Source organism: Vasconcelosia minhoensis LEGE 07310 (genome assembly GCF_015207255.1).
GTDB classification, from domain to species: domain Bacteria; phylum Cyanobacteriota; class Cyanobacteriia; order Phormidesmidales; family Phormidesmidaceae; genus Vasconcelosia; species Vasconcelosia minhoensis.
Window position 1 is genome coordinate 1 of sequence record NZ_JADEXG010000009.1, and the last position, 16467, is coordinate 16467.

The window sequence follows — 16467 nt, forward strand, 5'->3', positions numbered from 1 at the left end:
GGGTTGAGGGGGATGTAGGGGGGTAATGGAGTGATGGGGTGATGGAGTAATGGAGTGTAGACGCGATAGCGGCTTCCCGCAGGGTAGGGGTGTTCGCGAAGCGTCCCGTAGGCGTTAGGGGTGGGGAGTCAAGAGGGAAGAGTTAAGAGGGAAGAGTCAAGAGTCAAGAAGGATGGGTGGGTCAGTAACGGTGGATGAGCTGGCGGACTTCGGCGGCTAGGGACTGGTCTTTCATGGCTTGCCACTCGGCTTGGCGGACGGCGAGATAGGTTTGGGCCAGTGGTTTGCCTAGAGCGGTCTGGAGGACTGAGTCTTGCTGGAGATGCTCAATTGCTCGGGAGAGCTGATCGGGTAGGGGATCGATTCCCTGCTGCTGGCGCTCCAGTTCAGTTAGCTCGCCCGGATCGACGGCTATGGGAGCACTTAGGGGGAGTTTGCTTTGAATTCCGTCTAGTCCAGCCGCGATCGCGCTGCCCAGAGCCAGATAGGGGTTTGCCGCGCCGTCTACGGTCTTGAGTTCGAAGTGGGTGGGGCTTGGCGGCTGGGGATTGCTGGGCACGCGCACTGCGGCCTCACGGTTGTCGAAGCCCCAGACCCGAAAGGCCCCGCTCCAGCAGCGGGGCTGAAGGCGGCGGAAGGAATTGCAGCTGGGCGTGGTAATTGCCATCAGGGCGTTGAGGTGAGCTAGCAGGCCCGCGATAAAGGACTGCGCCACTGCTGAAAGGCTTCCCTGGCCAGCGTCCTGCCGATAGGACGTAATGTTTTTCCCCTGCTGCCAGAGGCTCAGGTGCAGGTGACAGCCGCTGCCCGCTGCTGCCTCGAATGGCTTGGGAATAAACGAGGCGTGCAGGTCGTGTTGAAGGGCTACTGCTCGCACGGTTTCGCGCAGCACAATATGCTGGTCGGCAGCGCCCATAGCATCGGTGTAGCGCACGGAGATTTCCTGCTGGCCTGGCCCCGACTCAGGATAGTACTGCTCAACGGGGATATTTTGGGCGACGAGGGCGGACGCGATCGCGTCAATCACCGGACGCTGCCGATCCATCCCCAGGCTCTCAGCGAACGCGGTCTCATCGGCTGGCAGAATCTCACGCCCCACCCTGAGCAGGTAGAACTCCGGCTCGAACGCCGCTTTAATCTCCAGTCCTAGACCAGCGGCCTGTTCGATCATTCGCCGCAGAAAATCCCGGCTGCACCAGGGCCAGGGCTCGCCACCTGGCTGGACCATATCGCCGAGCACTCGCGCGTGGGTTGGGGCATAGGGTAGCACCCGCAGCGTAGACCAGTCGGGCCGCAGCCAGACTTCACCAACCGGACCCAGTCCGCTACCGGGGACAACGGCATCGATTGTGACCGGAACCGCCTGCTGCCCTGCCGAAATGCCAACGCCGTAGTCCAGGTGACGCGCTAGCGCTCCAACATGAATCGCTTTAGCTCTCAGAATATTGGCGTTATCGCACCAAAGCACGCGGACAAACTGCACGCCCTGACGGCTGAGCCAGTCGGGCAGCTCAGCCGGTGCAGGAGGCGCGAGGGAAGCGGTCATGCTGGTCAGGCTCTGCTTAAAGGGTTTCTAGAAACTCTAGCAGGTCAGCCATATCTTTGGCGGTGGGCTGAAACTGAGGCATTGGGGGCGTATTGCCGCTAATGACCTGGTTGATTAGAGCTACCCGCGACTTGCGGTCAGACACGCCGTGCAGATTTGGCCCGACTTCGCCCGAAGCTTCTAAGCCATGACAGGTAGCACAGTTGAGCTTGAAAATTTCTTCACCCCGAGCCGCATTGCCCGCAGTAGACAGCACCGACTGCATGTAGGGATCGGCTGCTCGCAGCGCCCGCATACCCCAGGTGATGAGTCCTACAGCTAGCACCAGGCTTAGCAGCAATAGGCCAATCTGCTGTAGCAGGTGAACTCCGGAGGATACTTCAGCTTCTTTTTCTAACGTCTCCTGGGTCACAGCTGAGCTATCCAAAACTTTTTGTTATGACACATAGCTTAAAGTTTTCTCACGAATTCCGGCAAGGGGGTAAAACCCTATTAGCCCCCGTACCGAGCCGATTTTTTTATCCAAACATTGGCTCAGCTCGCGTCTTAGACGACTGCTCAGGTCTAATCTTAGGGGTAAAAAAATGAATCTTTAGCAAACATAACTTAACATTCCCAATAGCCGTTCAGCTTTTTCACCCTGTAGCGATTAAAATAATGGCCATAGGTAATTTCTGACAGAAGGGAAATTGGATGTGGTAGAACCGTTGCTTGCAGGCATTGTGCTAGGGCTGATCCCAGTCACATTGGCCGGGCTGTTTGTCGCGGCTTATATGCAGTATCGGCGCGGCAGCCAGCTCGACGATATTTAGCTCGTCAGATTGGTTTGCCAGCGCCTTGATTACAAATACAGGCTGTCGCCTGACTGAGCCAGTCGGGCTGTGCCGTAGGCCGCTTCGGTAGCGCCCGCCGGGCAGACCGGCACCCGTAAATGGCGCGATCGCAGTTCCTGCCAGACCCAATTTTGAGCCCCGCCGCCCGCCGTGTACACCCGCTGCACGGCGGGCGCTCCCAATCTTTGCAGCAGCCGATAGCCCGTCGCCTCGATTCGGGCTATGCCGTCAAGCAGTCCATAGAGAAAGGCGACATCGCTGTCAGGTCTGGGCGTTAGTCGTGGCGCATAGGCGGGATCGTTTACTGGGAAGCGCTCCCCCGGCTGCGGCAGGGGATAGTAGTCATAGGGGCAGGGCTGCGATAGGTCGATCTGCTGGCTCAGGTGGCTGAGCTGGCTATCGGGAAAAAACTGCTTGAGCACTGCCCCACCGCTGTTGGAAGCTCCACCGGCCAGCCAAAGGTCGCCTAGCCGATGGCTATAGACGCCCGTGGCAGAATCATTCACCGGGCACGGGCTGAGCAGCTTGAGGACTAGCGTAGAGCCCAAGGACGTAACCGCCTCCCCCGGCCTTTGGGCACCGCTAGCCAAAAAAGCCGCAATACTGTCTGTGGTTCCGGCGTAGACCTGGCAGGTGGCAGGCAAGTCTAGCCGCCGGGAAATTTCTGGCAATATTGGCGCGATCTTGCTACCGGGCACCTTCACCGTCGGCAGCCAATTCGCTATCGGCAGCGCTAGCAGCCAGTCTGGATAGCGCCGCTCTGCCACGTCATAGCCCAGCTTCAAGGCGTTGTGATAGTCACTAATGCCCCACTGGCTGTGGAGCTGGGCGCTCAGCCAGTCGGCCTGATGCAGCAGATAGCGCGCCTGGCTCAGCGGCTCAGCCGGGAGGTGACGCTGCCACCAGAGCGCTTTAGCCAGGCTGGAGGTCGCGCTGAGAGCTGGACTGCCCTCTGGCGCAATGTTTTCTAACTCGTCCAGTCCTACGCCGCCGCGAGCATCGTTGTAGAGCAGCGGTGCCGTTAGGGGATTTCCAGCGCGATCGCACAGCAGTACCGTCGCTGAGGTTCCATTGATCGCAATCCCCTGCAGCTGCTGACGAACGTCCTGAGGTAAATCAGCTAGCAGCTGCCAGAGAACTTGCTGCCAGCCTTGAGGATCGGCGGCAGACTTAGAATCAAACGCCTGCTGGGTTTGGGCCAGAATCTGGCCGGTGGAGGAAAGCGCGATCGCCCTTGCGCCGCTGGTACCAAAGTCAATGCCGAGAGAAACCACTAAACCGTTGCCATGAAACCGCCTATTCGAGCACATCTACAAAAAAAGGGCGCTCAGACGAACGCCCTCCAGACACACAAACCACACACAGCCAACCCATCAGGGCTAAAGCGGTCTAGATACTGACCTCACTCACCTCACGGGTAATGTAGTCAAACGGCTGGTCGATAAAGGCGGCATTCTCAATACCGGCATCGGCAGCCATCCCTTTGACCATATCTTTCATAATTTGGATACCAATCACCGTCGGGGCAATCGGCACGCCCAGAGAGTTGTAGGTTTCTCTCAGGCCTTGCAGCACGCGCTCGGTGAGGACATCGTCATTACCGGCAATCATGGCGTAGCTGCTATAGCGTAGGTAGTAGTCCATATCGCGTAGGCAGGCCGCATAGCGCCGCGTGGTGTAGGCATTGCCGCCCGGGCGGATCAGCTCAGGCACTTGCTCAAACAGCCGGGTACCCGCTGCCCGTACGATCCCCGCCGCATTGGCGCTGATCATGGTCGCGACCTTCACCCGGTCCATGCCGCTGGTGAAATAGGACTTCAGCGACTCCATCGCATCTCGATCGAGGTAGCGACCGGCACCGTCGTAGTTGCTGATTAAGCTTGTTACCGTATCCCGCATAGATTTCCACTTCCAACTCGCAGCTCAACAGCCAGTTTATCATGGGCAGCTGGGCTCTATGAGAATGCGCCCAGCTGCGTAAACACTCTCAATCAAAAACGTTACAGACTGCAACAAACTCCTACAAAGTTTGGCCAGATTCTTCCCCAATTCTGGCCAAATTCTTTCGGGAGCGACGACTTTTCGTATAGGTCAATACAAAATGAGTTTCTCCCTATTTCTAGGATGGGTCAGGCCAAACCACTGTCTGGGGTTCGCTATTCCCGGCTGGGCAACCTAGCAAGCTTTGTAGTTTCTAGTGGTTTCTAGATATTTAAGTAAGGACATAAGGAGTAGTTCATGGCTCAGACCGCCCAAGAAGTCTTGAAATGGATTCAAGACGATGATATCCAGATGATCGATCTGAAGTTCATCGACATGCCAGGAATTTGGCAGCACCTGACTGTCCATCGGAGCCAGATCGAGGACGAGAGCTTTACCGACGGGGTTGCCTTCGACGGTTCCAGCATTCGCGGCTGGAAGGCAATCAACGAGTCCGACATGATGATGGTGCCGGATCCGAAGACGGCCTGGATGGATCCCTTCATGAAGGAGCCAACCCTGAGCCTGATCTGCTCAATTAAAGAGCCTCGTACAGGCGAGGACTATGACCGCTGCCCTCGAGTGATCGCTAAAAAGGCGCTGGAATATCTTCAGTCCAGCGGTATTGGCGATACAGCCTACTTCGGCCCAGAAGCCGAATTCTTCATCTTTGAAGACGTTCGCTTTGACCAGACTGAAAACTCCAGCTTTTACTTCGTAGACTCGGTCGAGGGCCGTTGGAATACCGGCAGCGATGAAGAGGGCGGCAACCTGGGCTACAAGCCGAGCTATAAGGGTGGCTATTTCCCTGTGGCACCAACCGATACACTCCAGGACATCCGCACCGAAATGCTGCTGACCATGGCCAAGTGCGGCGTACCGATTGAGAAGCACCACCACGAGGTCGCTACCGGCGGTCAGTGCGAGCTGGGCGTCCGCTTTGCCGAACTGATTCAGGCGGCGGACTACCTGATGACCTATAAGTACTGCGTTAAGAACGTCGCTAAGAAGTACGGCAAGACCGTCACCTTTATGCCCAAGCCGCTGTTCAACGACAACGGCTCGGGGATGCACACCCACCAGTCGATCTGGAGCGGTGGCGAGCCTAAGTTTGCCGGAGACCAATATGCCGGGCTGAGCCAGACAGCGCTTTACTACATCGGCGGCATTCTCAAACATGCGCCTGCCATCCTCGCCTTCAGCAACCCCAGCACCAACTCCTATAAGCGGCTGGTGCCTGGGTTTGAAGCGCCGGTGAACCTGGCCTACTCTCAGGGCAACCGCTCGGCCTCAGTGCGGATTCCGCTGTCGGGCGACAGCCCCAAGGCCAAGCGGCTGGAGTTCCGCTGTCCCGATGCGACGGCAAATCCCTACCTGGCCTTTGCCGCGATGCTCTGCGCTGGCATCGACGGGATCAAGAATGAAATCGACCCGGGCGATCCGCTAGATGTCGATATCTACGATCTCACCCCAGAGGAACTCTCCAAAATTCCATCAACCCCAGGTTCGCTGCTCGACGCCCTCAACGCTCTAGAGGCTGACCACGAGTTCCTAACGACGGGCGGCGTCTTCACAGAAGACTTCATCACCAACTGGATCGAGTTCAAGCTGGATAATGAAGTCAACCCGATGCGGCTGCGGCCCCACCCCTACGAGGTGGCACTCTACTACGACGCTTAGCTTCTCAACTGAGCTCAACAGCTAAATCCCTGGCTTCTCTAAAAGCTGGGGATTTTTTTGAGAAATGGCAAATTTGGGCGCGATCGCACCTGAGAGCCCCTGCAAATTTCGTTACAACCTTTTACAATAATCAAAGCTTTATCTATTTTCGCAACTTTACTTCCATCCTTCACGTCCTACTATGCCTGATACACTGACGCCTGACACATTCACCAAACTGGCTTACCAGACGTTCCAGCAGGGCAAACAGTACTTCGGTCTGGCCCACAAGACCATTAGCTCGCGGATTATGAACACGGTTTTTCCCAAGCCGCAGGAAGAGCCCAATCCGCTGACGCCGAAGATGATGAGCCTGCTGCAGGCGCGGATGAATGCGCTGATTGCGGTTGACTGGCAAGAGGCTGAAGCCGGCGTCTATCCCAAGAGCCTGCTGTTTGAAAATCGCTGGGACGACTTTTTCCGCTACTACCCGATGATGTGTCTGGATATTCCGGGCATCTGGCAGCGGGCCAACAGCAAACGCCATCAGGAATTTTCCACTGGGATCAATACGGAAGGCTATCCCGACTACTACGTTCAAAACTTTCACCACCAGACAGACGGCTATTTCAGCGATATGTCTGCCAACCTTTACGACCTTCAGGTCGAGGTATTGTTCAACGGCACGGCTGACCCCATGCGGCGGCGGATTCTGGTCCCGCTTAAGCGTCACGTTGAGAAAATGCAGGCGCAGCAGCAAAACGTCCAGGCGCTTCAGCCAGTCAAGGTGCTAGACGTGGCCTGCGGTACCGGGCACAGCCTCCAGATGATCCGGGCAACGCTGCCTCAGGCGTCACTGTACGGGCTAGATCTCTCTCCAGCCTACCTACGCAAGGCCAATCAGCTACTTTCTGAGGACGCGGGTATCTTGCCTCAGCTCGTCCATGCCAACGGTGAGCAGATGCCCTACCTGGATAACTACTTTGAAGCCGTTACCAGCACCTTCCTCTTTCACGAGCTACCCGCCGACGCTCGCCAAAATGTAATTGACGAAGCCTATCGGGTGACTAAACCTGGCGGCGTCTTTATCATCTGCGATTCGGTTCAGCTGTCGGACTCGCCTGAATTCACCCCGATGATGGAAAACTTCCCCGCTATTTTCCACGAGCCCTACTACCGTCACTACACGACGGATGATCTGGTCAAGCGCCTGGAGCAGGCCGGTTTTGTCAATGTCACGACGGCGAATCACTTTATGAGCAAGTACTGGGTGGCTGAGAAACCGGCTGGCGAATAGCAGGCGAATAGCGATCGCAAGGAATGACGCGCAGAGACATAAATAAAGTGCTTTAGGGTCGGCTCATCACCATAATGCGAGTAGCGATAAGTTCTCATCTTCATGAAATGATTCAATAGCATCAAAATATTGGCGCAGCAAACTTTCAACTTGTGATGTTGAGCAGTTTCCAAGGCGAAGCTAAATGACTTTTGGCGGATTTCCAAGTACAAGGCTCAGGTCATGCATATCAGTATCTTTCGAGACAATCATCAGCTTATTGCCTTTGGCATAATTCCAAACGACCGAGTCAATTGTCGCTTTCATACCTATCATCTCGAACATGAAGCGAATCTGGGTAAAGGTCGCTCAAACGGATTGGCAATTTTGGCGATAAGTTTTCATCAAAAAGCAATTTCATGCGGGTAGTGAAGCAGCCATAAATCGGCGTTCACGATCAGCAGCATAAGCGATGCAGGCCTTTAAATCTTCTCGCGTTAGGTCGGGAAAATCGTCGAGGATTTCTGCTTCAGTCATCTCGGAAGCTAGGTACTCAAGTACCTCATAAACTGTAATCCGTAAGCCGCGGACACAGGGTTTGCCGCCGCGCTTTCCAGGCTCGATTGTGATAATGTCTCGATAGTTCATGAGTTTTTTAAATCATTTATTATAGCTATTCGTATATCTTGCCGAGATAGAGAAATTCGGCGAACAATTTCCAACTCGGACTTTGTTCTGTGTAGGTCACGGGCTGCGCAATAAACCCTTCGAGTGCGGCATCGAGGAAGCTAGAAATATCCCCATTCTTCCATCCTAATGCCCCATCCAAAATATAGGCATTGGGAGTTTTGTTTTCAATCTCTTGTGCTCTTTTCCTCTCAGCGACTAATGCCTGTACAAATATAATGATATTGCGGGGGAAGGTATCCCAGTCATCCTCTATTCGTACTGATGGAGCTGCTCGAATAGCTGGGCGACTTTAGCTAAGTCCTTATCGCCAGGCGATCGCTCTACGCTGCTGGAAAGGTCAATCCCGGCTGGGGAGAGCTGCGCGATCGCGCTCAGTACATTCTCAGGACTCAGCCCACCGGCCAGAAACCAGGGCCGAGCGGGACGAAACTGGGTCAGCTTTTCCCAGTCCAGCGTTTGGCCCGTGCCGCCGAGCTGGGTGGGGTGATAGGCGTCGAGCAGCAGCGTATCGACGTAGGGTTCATAGGTTTGGGCCGACGCCAGGTCAGCCGCCGAGCGAACGCGCAGGGCTTTGATGAGTTCGACTTGGGACAGCGCTGCGCGCACCGCCTGACAGAAGGCTGGGCTTTCCTGGCCGTGGAGCTGGACGGCGGTGAGATGAGCTCGAGCAACTGTCGCCTGAATTGTCGGCAGGCTAGCGTTTGCAAAGACGCCGATGCAGTCCGGGTAGGGCGGCGGCAGAGCGGCGGTGATAGAGCCAATCTGGGCAGGTGAGATATAGCGAGGGGACTCAGGCACGCAGATAAATCCCAGGGCCGTGGCTCCCAGGGTAGCGATCGCGCTGCCCTGCTCCACGGTCGTAATGCCGCAAATTTTCACCCGCAAAGTCATGGGGCCGCTGCCGCTAATGTGAACTCTGATAAAAAAATCGAAAGGGGGTTGAGCCGGTTACCTATAATCGATAGTTAACTGATTAGCTTTTAGGAGACCCTGATGAATAGCCTAATCTGGCTGGCCCAAACCCCGCCGCCAACACCCGAATGGTCTTTTAGCGTAGCGCTGGTGATGATTGCCTGCAATCTGTTTGCGATTGCCATTGGCCGCTACGCCATCCAAAATCCGGGTAAGGGGCCACGGCTGCCGTTTACGCTGCCCGGGCTATTTGAAGGTTTTGGCGTACCCGAACTACTGGCGACGACCAGCCTGGGTCACATTTTAGGGGCTGGGATGATTTTGGGCTTGGGTAACGCTGGTCTGCTTTAGAGGGCCGACGCTAGCACCTTTGGAGCATCGGTTATCCCCCCAAGATCCTCAGCGAGTGATCTCATAAAATAGAGCTGTTGAGGGTCTCCAGGGGAGGCCACTGTGAAAGGAAAGGAATATGCAATCTGGTTGGCGCGTGGGTTCGCTATTTAATATCCCATTTTTTATTGACCGCTCCTGGTTTTTGGTCGTGGTTCTGATTGCTTTTGTTTATGGCAGTGACCCTGCCTGGCAGGAGCAGGTCGGGACCACGGCAGCCTGGGGCGTTGGTTTGCTGTTTGCCCTGCTGCTGTTTGGCTCGGTGCTGCTGCACGAGCTAGGTCACAGTCTGATTGCCCAGCGACAGGGGATTCAGGTCAACTCGATTACCCTATTTCTATTTGGCGGCGTCGCGGCGATTGACAAAGAGTCGAAAACGCCTGGGCAGGCTTTTCAGGTTGCAATTGCGGGTCCTCTAGTCAGCCTCTTTCTATTCCTGGCGCTGACCGCAGTGAGCCAGCTGCCCAGCCTGCCCGAATTTGGTCAAATTGTGATTCTCAATGTCGCCCGGACCAACTTAGTTTTAGCTCTGTTTAATTTGATTCCCGGGCTGCCGCTAGACGGCGGCCAGGTACTCAAATCTGCCGTTTGGAAAGCCACCGGCAGTCGCTCTACGGGCATCCGCTGGGCTGCACGCACCGGGCAGATTCTCGGCTGGACGGCGATTGGACTAGGCGTTCTGGCTTACCTCAGCAGCCAGCGGTTTGAACTGCTGTGGATCGCGCTAATTGGCTGGTTTGCCGTTCGCAACGCCAGCACCTACAGCCGCGTTACCGACTTGCAAGACGCGATCGCGTCCCTCAAAGCCGCCGATGCCACCGTCCGCGAGTTCCGAGTGCTGAATGCCGATATGACGCTGCGCCAGTTTGCCGACGAGCAGGTTTTACAAAATCCGGGTCAGGCACCTATCTACTTTGCCGCCTCAGACGGTCGCTATCGCGGTTTGGTTTCCGCAGAAGATCTGCGCACCGTCGAGCGCAGCGAGTGGGAAACGCGCACGCTGCATAGCATCGCCCATCCCCTGCTGGAAATTCCCCATGTGCAGGAAGATACACCGCTGAACGAGGTGATCAGCCAGCTGGAGGAAAGCGAGGTCAGCCGCCTCACGGTGCTGACGCCAGCTGACGCGGTCGCCGGTACGGTTGACCGGGGCGACATCGTGCGAGCCCTGGCGAAAAAGATGAACTTCCGCATCTCTGAAGCGATTATTCAGCGGATTAAGGAAGAGGGGAGCTATCCAGCTGGACTGCAGCTGGCCGCGATCGCCAAAGGCGCTGAGTAATTCCGCAGCTAGGCTTCACATCCATCAAAGCACTATAGCAAAACCCCCGCTTCCGGCTAGAAGCGGGGGTTTCTTAGGCTTACTCTAACCTGACTAGCTAGCCGCGCTGCCAACGGCACCCTTGAGGGCGGCGATTCCCTGCTCGACGCTGGCCCACAGACCCATATCGGGCTCCTTACCGGCCATCTCACGGGTGCCGACAAAGTACAAAACGCCTTTGAGTACTTCCTGGTGGGCGCGGTTTTCAAAGTTGACCTTGTTCAGCGGCTCCATGGCATTTTGCAAGGTGTCATCCAGGGACTGGGCGACCTTGTGTAGCACCAGGCCGGTCATGGTCTGCTGGTGCTTCAGCAGCTCTAGCTGGAAGAACTTGTCATACAGCGTAAGCTCAGAGCCGCTCATCATCTGATTGACTTTCTCAGCGTGCTTTTGGGTGATATCGCGAGACTCGGCAGTGGTGCCAGACTTAGCGATCGCGGTTTCAATAGTACCGAGGTTTTCGCGATCGCGCTTCAGCATCCCTTCCAACCGCTCCCGAATCGTGCTGTCGTCCGTCGCGGCCATCAGCTTTTGCTCTTGCTCAATCAGCACGTTTTGAAAAAGCTTCAGGTCGGCAAGCTTGGTTGCCAGGGTGGTCATGTCAGCCATTGCTATGGTCTCCAGAATAGTCGTGTTATTCGCCAAACTCCATGATTCTGCGAGACTTGGGCGGGTCACTCCCTCTTCAGAGAGATCTAGGCCCAGTTGCCTGGGTGAAATTTTTCAAGCTTCAGCAGCTGAATATCAGAATCCGTACCAAGCCCCCCGACCTTGCCCATGTAGCTTCAAATGGCCATTCGCAACCAACCGCCTGAAGTGCAGTTTGAGCGTATTCCGGCTTACGCCAGTTAAAGTAACCGCTTCGCCGATGGTGATTCGCCCATGGTCTTTTACATGTTCCAAAATTTGGGCCGATATTTCCGACAGATCTGCCAGCAACAGGCTTTCTCGCTCGGCTTTCTTGCGCAATCGCTGCATCTGTTGCTGCAATGCTCTCAGGAAAAACACTAGCCATGGCTCCCACAAGGGAGCATCGCTGCGAATGGTACGCTGCGTTTGCCGCAGCGCGATGTAATAACCTTCTTTACTCTGCTCAATTACGCTCTCAAGCGAGCTGTAGGGTACATAGGTATATCCTGCCTGCAATAGCAGCAGAGTTGTTAGCACCCGACTCAAGCGCCCGTTGCCATCTTGAAACGGATGGATTTCCAAAAAAACGACTATAAAAATGCCGATTATCAGAAGCGGATGCAGAATTTCTGCTTGTTTTTCTGCTTCAAACCAGGTTACCAGCTCCGTCATGAGCCGTGGAGTCTCAAAAGGACTAGCAGTTTCAAAAACAATGCCGACCTGATTGCCATCGGCATCAAAAGCTGCCACGCGGTTAGACGACGTTTTGTACTGACCCCGATGCCAGTCATCTTTTTCGCTGTAGATCAGCAAGTCCCGATGTAGCTGTCTAATGTAGTTCTCGGTAATCGGAATTTGCTGCCATGCCTGAAACACGGTTTCCATGACTGCGGCGTAACCGGCAACTTCCTGCTGATCGCGGCTAATGAATGCTTTGATGTCGAGATTGGACAAAAGCTCTGCGACTTCCCGATCAGACAGCTTACTCCCCTCAATCCGCGTGGAAGAGCCAATACTTTCAATGGTGGCAACTCGTCTGAGGGCAGACAGCCTTTCTGGCGCTAGAGTCCCTAGCGCTCGCCATGCCCCCTTAAACTCATCGATCTCTGCGATCAGCTTAAGTATCTCTGGGGTAATTTTCAGGGTTGACGTTGCGACCATCACCCATTAATACACCCAATTAGACCCAATTAGCGCGATCGCGCTAGCAAACCCTGTTTGGGTCGCAGACGCGGCTAATGGCTGACCGACCGCAGCACGCCCACAACTTCGTATAGGTCATTACCTGGATTGAATAGCGAAAATGGTTTAGATAGTCCGTACTGACCCATATCTTTTCGCAGTTTGACAAAAATGAAATCGGCACCGTTTGTGATCATTCCAAATCGAGTTGGCGTGGGCTGATCGCTGCTAGCCATATAGGTCAAAGTCTGAGGTAGTCCTACCAGCCAGCTAAACTGCGGGCCTTTGGCTTCCACCGTGGTTACCCAAAGCTGCTCGTTCAGCACTAAAATATCAATTCGCCCTCGGACAATTTCATCTTCAGCGTCAGTCTCAGTCGCCTCAATCTCAATCTCAATCGTTTTCTCAGCCACGGGGCGAAAAGGGCTTTTATAGAAGCCCGCAACCGACAGCAGCGGTGAGACAACCACCATTTTCACCAGCTCTTCGTGAATCGGATAGTCCGTCCAATAGATGTAATCTGCCTGGGTTTGGTCGAGTAGCTGCCGCTGGTAGTCGTTTAAGGCAGGCGGCGGCACCTGCCATTCAGTAAAGAAATCAGGCTCGGTTTCAGGCTGCAAACCAAACTTGGTCTTTACGTCATGTAGGGTGAGCTGAGTCGCTTGCAGAACTCTGACCATCGGTTATTCCTAATGTGCTCATAGCGATCAGGCTAAGTGAGGAATAGACCTGCGTCAACGCTGAATCGCTGGCTCAGCGCGATCGCCATTCCCTTACTGATGCTTCGCTTGCCATTGACCACTTCTGAGACAACCCCGCTAGAGCCGATAATGCCTACCAGATCGGCTTGCTTCAGGGCGTTGCTCTCCGTGAGGAATAGCAGCATATCCAATGGAGTTGACTGTTTCTGAGTGGGAAAAGCATAGTGTTTTGCTTCGAAATGCTCAACCAGCTGGGTTAGCAGTTCCAAAAGGTCTGCTTCGGCTGTGGTTAATGAATCCTGATTTAATAGCGCTTCGACCTGAGATAACGCGCGTTCATGTATTAATAGGAGCTGCGCTTCCACTCATTAGTCCAATCGGAGTATCAGGCCATTATACCTAGCTTAGCAGTCCTGCCGCTGGCTGAATTTGCTAGACTGAGAAGGATTTGCCAAAGGACTCCGCCGGAATGACGACCGCTACTTTTCCCGCTCGGCTACTGCGTCTACAAGAAATTCCCAACCTCGACTATGCCGCTAATCCCTCCCGCTTCGACCAGTCCTGGGAAGCGCCACTGGCGACCCTGCTGGGCCTGGGTCGGGCCGTCGGGGCTGACCTGGTGGAATTTTTTCTAGAGCGGAAGAACTACATTAACTGTCTGGCGGAAGACGATTCGATTACCAGCATTTCGCCCAGCCTGATTACCGGGGCGGGGGTGCGCGTCTTTCGGGGAAATTCGGACTGCTACGTCAGCACCAACGACCTTTCGTTCAAAGGGCTGAAAGCCGCCCTAGAGAAGGGCCTGGCGATTATGGGCTTCAGCCCGCCTAGTCCCCATGCCCACGTTCCCGAGCTCAACCTGGAGCCGCTGCGTGACTACGGCGCTAGCCGCAATAAAGAAGACTGGCTGCTCAATGTGGTCTCCATGCAGGATATGGGTGAAGTGCTGCTAGCCGCCAATGCGTCCCTATCGCAGCAGGCCAGCCATGTCCAAGCCCGCCGCGCCGCCTATTTTCGCGACTGGCAGGAGATTCTAGTCGCGGCCAGCGACGGCACCTTTGCCCGCGACCTGCGCCTGACCCAGTCCGTTGGCTACAACCTGCTCTGCGCCGATGGCGACCATCGCTCTTCGATCAATCAGCGGCTGGGCAACACCGGCGATCCTGGCTTTCTCACCGACTGGGATTACGCTCAAACGGCGGCAGAAGTTTCCGAAGCGGCGGGCAAAATGCTCTATGCCGACTACGTTGAGTCGGGCAGCTATCCGGTGATTATGGCCAACCACTTCGGCGGCGTAATCTTCCACGAAGCCTGCGGCCACCTGCTAGAGACGACTCAGATTGAGCGCGAAACGACGCCATTTATGCATAAAAAAGGTGAGAAAGTCGCACATGAAAACCTCACCGCCTGGGATGAAGGGCTCTCTACCGCAGCCTTTGGCACCATTGATATGGATGATGAAGGAATGCCGGTACAGAGCACGCTGCTGATTGAAAACGGCATTCTCAAAAACTTTATCGCCGACCGGGCAGGCTCCATGCGGACGGGGCATCCCCGCACCGGCAGCGGTCGCCGTCAGGACTATACCTACGCCGCCGCTTCTCGGATGCGCAATACCTACATCGACGCTGGCGACTACAGCCTAGACGAGCTGTTCGCCTCGGTCGATAAGGGCATTTACTGCAAGAAAATGGGCGGCGGCAGCGTTGGCCCCACCGGCCAGTTTAACTTTGGCGTGGATGAAGCCTACCTGATTGAGAATGGACAGGTGACCCGACCGCTGAAGGGGGCGACGCTGATCGGCGAAGCAGTGAACATCATGCAGAAGATTTCGATGTCTTCAAAAGACCTGAGCCTGGCCCCGGGCTTCTGCGGCTCGGTCAGCGGCAGCCTCTACGTCACAGTAGGGCAGCCCCACATTAAGGTAGACCACATTACAGTCGGGGGCCGGTAGAAATCCGATAGAAACTATGGCAAACATTCAAACCATGGCCGAGCAGGCTGAGAAAATCTCTCGGCAGCTGGGCATCGATAAGTACGACATCTACGGCTCTTCGGTAGAAGAAACCAGCGTCCAGGTAGATCGGGGTGAGCCCAAGCAGGTCAAGGCGTCGCAGCGGTCGAGCGTGATCGTGCGGGTGTGGAACGGCGATCGCCAAATCGGCGTCACCTCCACTACCGACATTGATCCAACCGGGCTAGAGCTGGCGCTGAAGACGGCCTACGAGGCCAGCAGCTTTGGCGCGCGCGAGCATGTGCCCGACTTCAGTCCAGAGGCCCAGGCCCCGACGGCTGAGGTGACGCGATCGCAGATCTCCCCCGCCCCAGTTCCTGACCTGGTGGAAAAGCTCGTGTATGCCGAGAAGGAGCTGCTAGAGGCCCATCCCGCGATCGCCAGCGTGCCCTATAACGGCCTGGCCCAGCGCGCCCTAGAGCGGTTTTACCTAAATAGCGACGGGGCGCTGCGCAGCGAAGCCCGGACCTATGCTTCGATCTATCTCTACAGTAAAACCGAACAAGAAGGCCGCAAACCGCGCTCAGCTGGGGCGGTGCGGGTCGAGAGCGGCTTGAAAAAGCTGGACATTGCTGGCTGTCTGCAAGAGGCGGCTGAAAAAACCGTTAGCCACCTGGACTACGAGCGCATCCCCTCGGGCAAATATCAGGTGGTATTCTCTGCTGATGCTTTTTTGAGCCTGCTGAGCGCCTTCTCAAATCTCTTTAACGCCCAGAGCATTTTAGACAACCGCAGCCTTTCGACGCCGGACTCCTTGGGTCAGCAGATTGCCTCACCGCTGCTCTCGCTCTACGACGACGAGCTCAACGCCAACAACATCGCTGCGGAAACCTTTGATGGCGAAGGCACGCCGACCCGCCGCCTGCCGCTGATTGAAAACGGCGTGCTCACCCACTTCATCCACAGCGCCGGCACCGCTAGGCGGATGGGCGCAACGCCAACCGGTCATGCCAGCATCGGGGCAAAGGTCAGCGTTAGCCCCAACTACTTCCACGTCATGCCGGGGGAAGCAGCGGACGATAGCTACCGCCTCGACCGGGCCGATAACGTGATTCTGATCGATGAGCTTCAGGCTCTCCATGCCGGTGTGAACGCGCTCCAGGGCTCGTTTTCGCTGCCTTTTGACGGCTGGCTGCTGCGCGATGGCAAGCGGATTAGCGTCGAGTCGGCTACGGTGGCCGGTGACTTTCGCCAGGTGCTCAACTCGATTCTGCATATCGAACCCGACGCCGAAGTGATTCCTGGCGGCATCTGTCCCCGCATCTGGGTGAGCGAACTGTCTATCACAGGCGAAGAGTAACCGGCACGCCATGCCCCCCTGCGGCTGGCCAAG

General features: G+C 55.8%; 17 protein-coding genes and 1 pseudogene. 7 read left to right on the forward strand and 11 right to left on the reverse strand.

Annotated elements, in window-relative coordinates; genetic code table 11:
- Positions 1-181 precede the first annotated feature (181 nt).
- Positions 182-1546 (reverse strand): glutamine synthetase family protein, encoded by a 1365-nt coding sequence (locus IQ241_RS05495; RefSeq protein WP_193905417.1) that lies wholly within the window; start codon positions 1544-1546, stop codon positions 182-184.
- A gap of 16 nt (positions 1547-1562) precedes the next feature.
- Positions 1563-1958, reverse strand: a complete 396-nt coding sequence (locus IQ241_RS05500; RefSeq protein ID WP_322743586.1) for a cytochrome c — start codon at positions 1956-1958, stop codon at positions 1563-1565.
- Positions 1959-2241: 283 nt separating this feature from the next.
- Here IQ241_RS05500 and petG point away from each other — a divergent pair, with 283 nt between their 5' ends.
- Complete coding sequence (gene petG / locus IQ241_RS05505; RefSeq protein ID WP_193905418.1) at positions 2242-2358, forward strand: cytochrome b6-f complex subunit V; 117 nt, start codon at positions 2242-2244, stop codon at positions 2356-2358.
- 29 nt (positions 2359-2387) lie between these two features.
- Here petG and IQ241_RS05510 read toward each other — a convergent pair whose 3' ends face one another.
- Both IQ241_RS05510 and apcB read right to left on the reverse strand, forming a co-directional pair.
- A complete protein-coding gene (locus IQ241_RS05510; protein ID WP_322743587.1) occupies positions 2388-3653 on the reverse strand; it encodes an FGGY-family carbohydrate kinase in 1266 nt (421 codons plus the stop codon).
- Between the two features lie 115 nt (positions 3654-3768).
- Positions 3769-4278, reverse strand: coding sequence for an allophycocyanin subunit beta (apcB, locus tag IQ241_RS05515; RefSeq protein ID WP_193905420.1), 510 nt, complete (start codon positions 4276-4278; stop codon positions 3769-3771).
- Positions 4279-4617: 339 nt separating this feature from the next.
- On the opposite strand from apcB, the gene glnA reads away from it, so the two are divergent.
- Positions 4618-6039 carry a type I glutamate--ammonia ligase gene (gene glnA / locus IQ241_RS05520; RefSeq protein WP_193905421.1) on the forward strand — a complete coding sequence of 474 codons (1422 nt, stop codon included), beginning with the start codon at positions 4618-4620 and terminating at the stop codon, positions 6037-6039.
- Positions 6040-6220: 181 nt separating this feature from the next.
- Complete coding sequence (locus IQ241_RS05525) at positions 6221-7315, forward strand: class I SAM-dependent methyltransferase (protein ID WP_193905422.1); 1095 nt, start codon at positions 6221-6223, stop codon at positions 7313-7315.
- Between the two features lie 66 nt (positions 7316-7381).
- Here IQ241_RS05525 and IQ241_RS26365 read toward each other — a convergent pair.
- The 3 genes and pseudogenes from IQ241_RS26365 to IQ241_RS05540 form a co-directional block, all read right to left on the reverse strand.
- Positions 7382-7715: pseudogene (locus IQ241_RS26365) on the reverse strand (DUF5615 family PIN-like protein).
- A complete protein-coding gene (locus tag IQ241_RS05535; protein ID WP_193905423.1) occupies positions 7712-7942 on the reverse strand; it encodes a DUF433 domain-containing protein in 231 nt (76 codons plus the stop codon). The pseudogene IQ241_RS26365 and the gene IQ241_RS05535 overlap by 4 nt, the downstream one beginning before the upstream one ends.
- Before the next feature lie 291 nt (positions 7943-8233).
- Positions 8234-8869, reverse strand: a complete 636-nt coding sequence (locus IQ241_RS05540; protein WP_193905507.1) for a phosphoribosylanthranilate isomerase — start codon at positions 8867-8869, stop codon at positions 8234-8236.
- A 108-nt stretch (positions 8870-8977) separates the two neighbouring features.
- Between IQ241_RS05540 and psaK the strand changes: the two genes are divergently transcribed.
- The gene (psaK, locus tag IQ241_RS05545) at positions 8978-9247 is read left to right on the forward strand and encodes a photosystem I reaction center subunit PsaK (RefSeq protein WP_193905424.1); all 270 of its coding nucleotides are present in this window, start codon (positions 8978-8980) and stop codon (positions 9245-9247) included.
- A gap of 118 nt (positions 9248-9365) precedes the next feature.
- Positions 9366-10568, forward strand: a complete 1203-nt coding sequence (locus IQ241_RS05550) for a site-2 protease family protein (RefSeq protein WP_193905425.1) — start codon at positions 9366-9368, stop codon at positions 10566-10568.
- Between the two features lie 93 nt (positions 10569-10661).
- On the opposite strand, the gene IQ241_RS05555 is transcribed toward IQ241_RS05550, so the two are convergent.
- The 4 genes from IQ241_RS05555 to IQ241_RS05570 all read right to left on the reverse strand — a co-directional run bounded on the left by IQ241_RS05555 (position 10662) and on the right by IQ241_RS05570 (position 13389).
- Positions 10662-11216: a hemerythrin HHE cation-binding protein gene (locus IQ241_RS05555; protein WP_193905426.1), complete on the reverse strand. Its 555-nt coding sequence runs from the start codon at positions 11214-11216 to the stop codon at positions 10662-10664.
- Positions 11217-11351: 135 nt separating this feature from the next.
- Entirely contained in the window at positions 11352-12398 is a 1047-nt protein-coding gene (locus tag IQ241_RS05560; RefSeq protein WP_193905427.1) for a Fic family protein, read from the reverse strand.
- A gap of 74 nt (positions 12399-12472) precedes the next feature.
- Positions 12473-13099 carry a restriction endonuclease subunit R gene (locus tag IQ241_RS05565; protein ID WP_193905428.1) on the reverse strand — a complete coding sequence of 209 codons (627 nt, stop codon included), beginning with the start codon at positions 13097-13099 and terminating at the stop codon, positions 12473-12475.
- Positions 13100-13131: 32 nt separating this feature from the next.
- The gene (locus IQ241_RS05570; RefSeq protein ID WP_193905429.1) at positions 13132-13389 is read right to left on the reverse strand and encodes a helix-turn-helix domain-containing protein; all 258 of its coding nucleotides are present in this window, start codon (positions 13387-13389) and stop codon (positions 13132-13134) included.
- Between the two features lie 200 nt (positions 13390-13589).
- On the opposite strand from IQ241_RS05570, the gene IQ241_RS05575 reads away from it, so the two are divergent.
- Both IQ241_RS05575 and IQ241_RS05580 read left to right on the forward strand, forming a co-directional pair.
- Positions 13590-15074, forward strand: coding sequence for a TldD/PmbA family protein (locus tag IQ241_RS05575; protein ID WP_193905430.1), 1485 nt, complete (start codon positions 13590-13592; stop codon positions 15072-15074).
- A 16-nt stretch (positions 15075-15090) separates the two neighbouring features.
- Positions 15091-16434, forward strand: coding sequence for a TldD/PmbA family protein (locus tag IQ241_RS05580; RefSeq protein WP_193905431.1), 1344 nt, complete (start codon positions 15091-15093; stop codon positions 16432-16434).
- Positions 16435-16467: the final 33 nt, after the last annotated feature.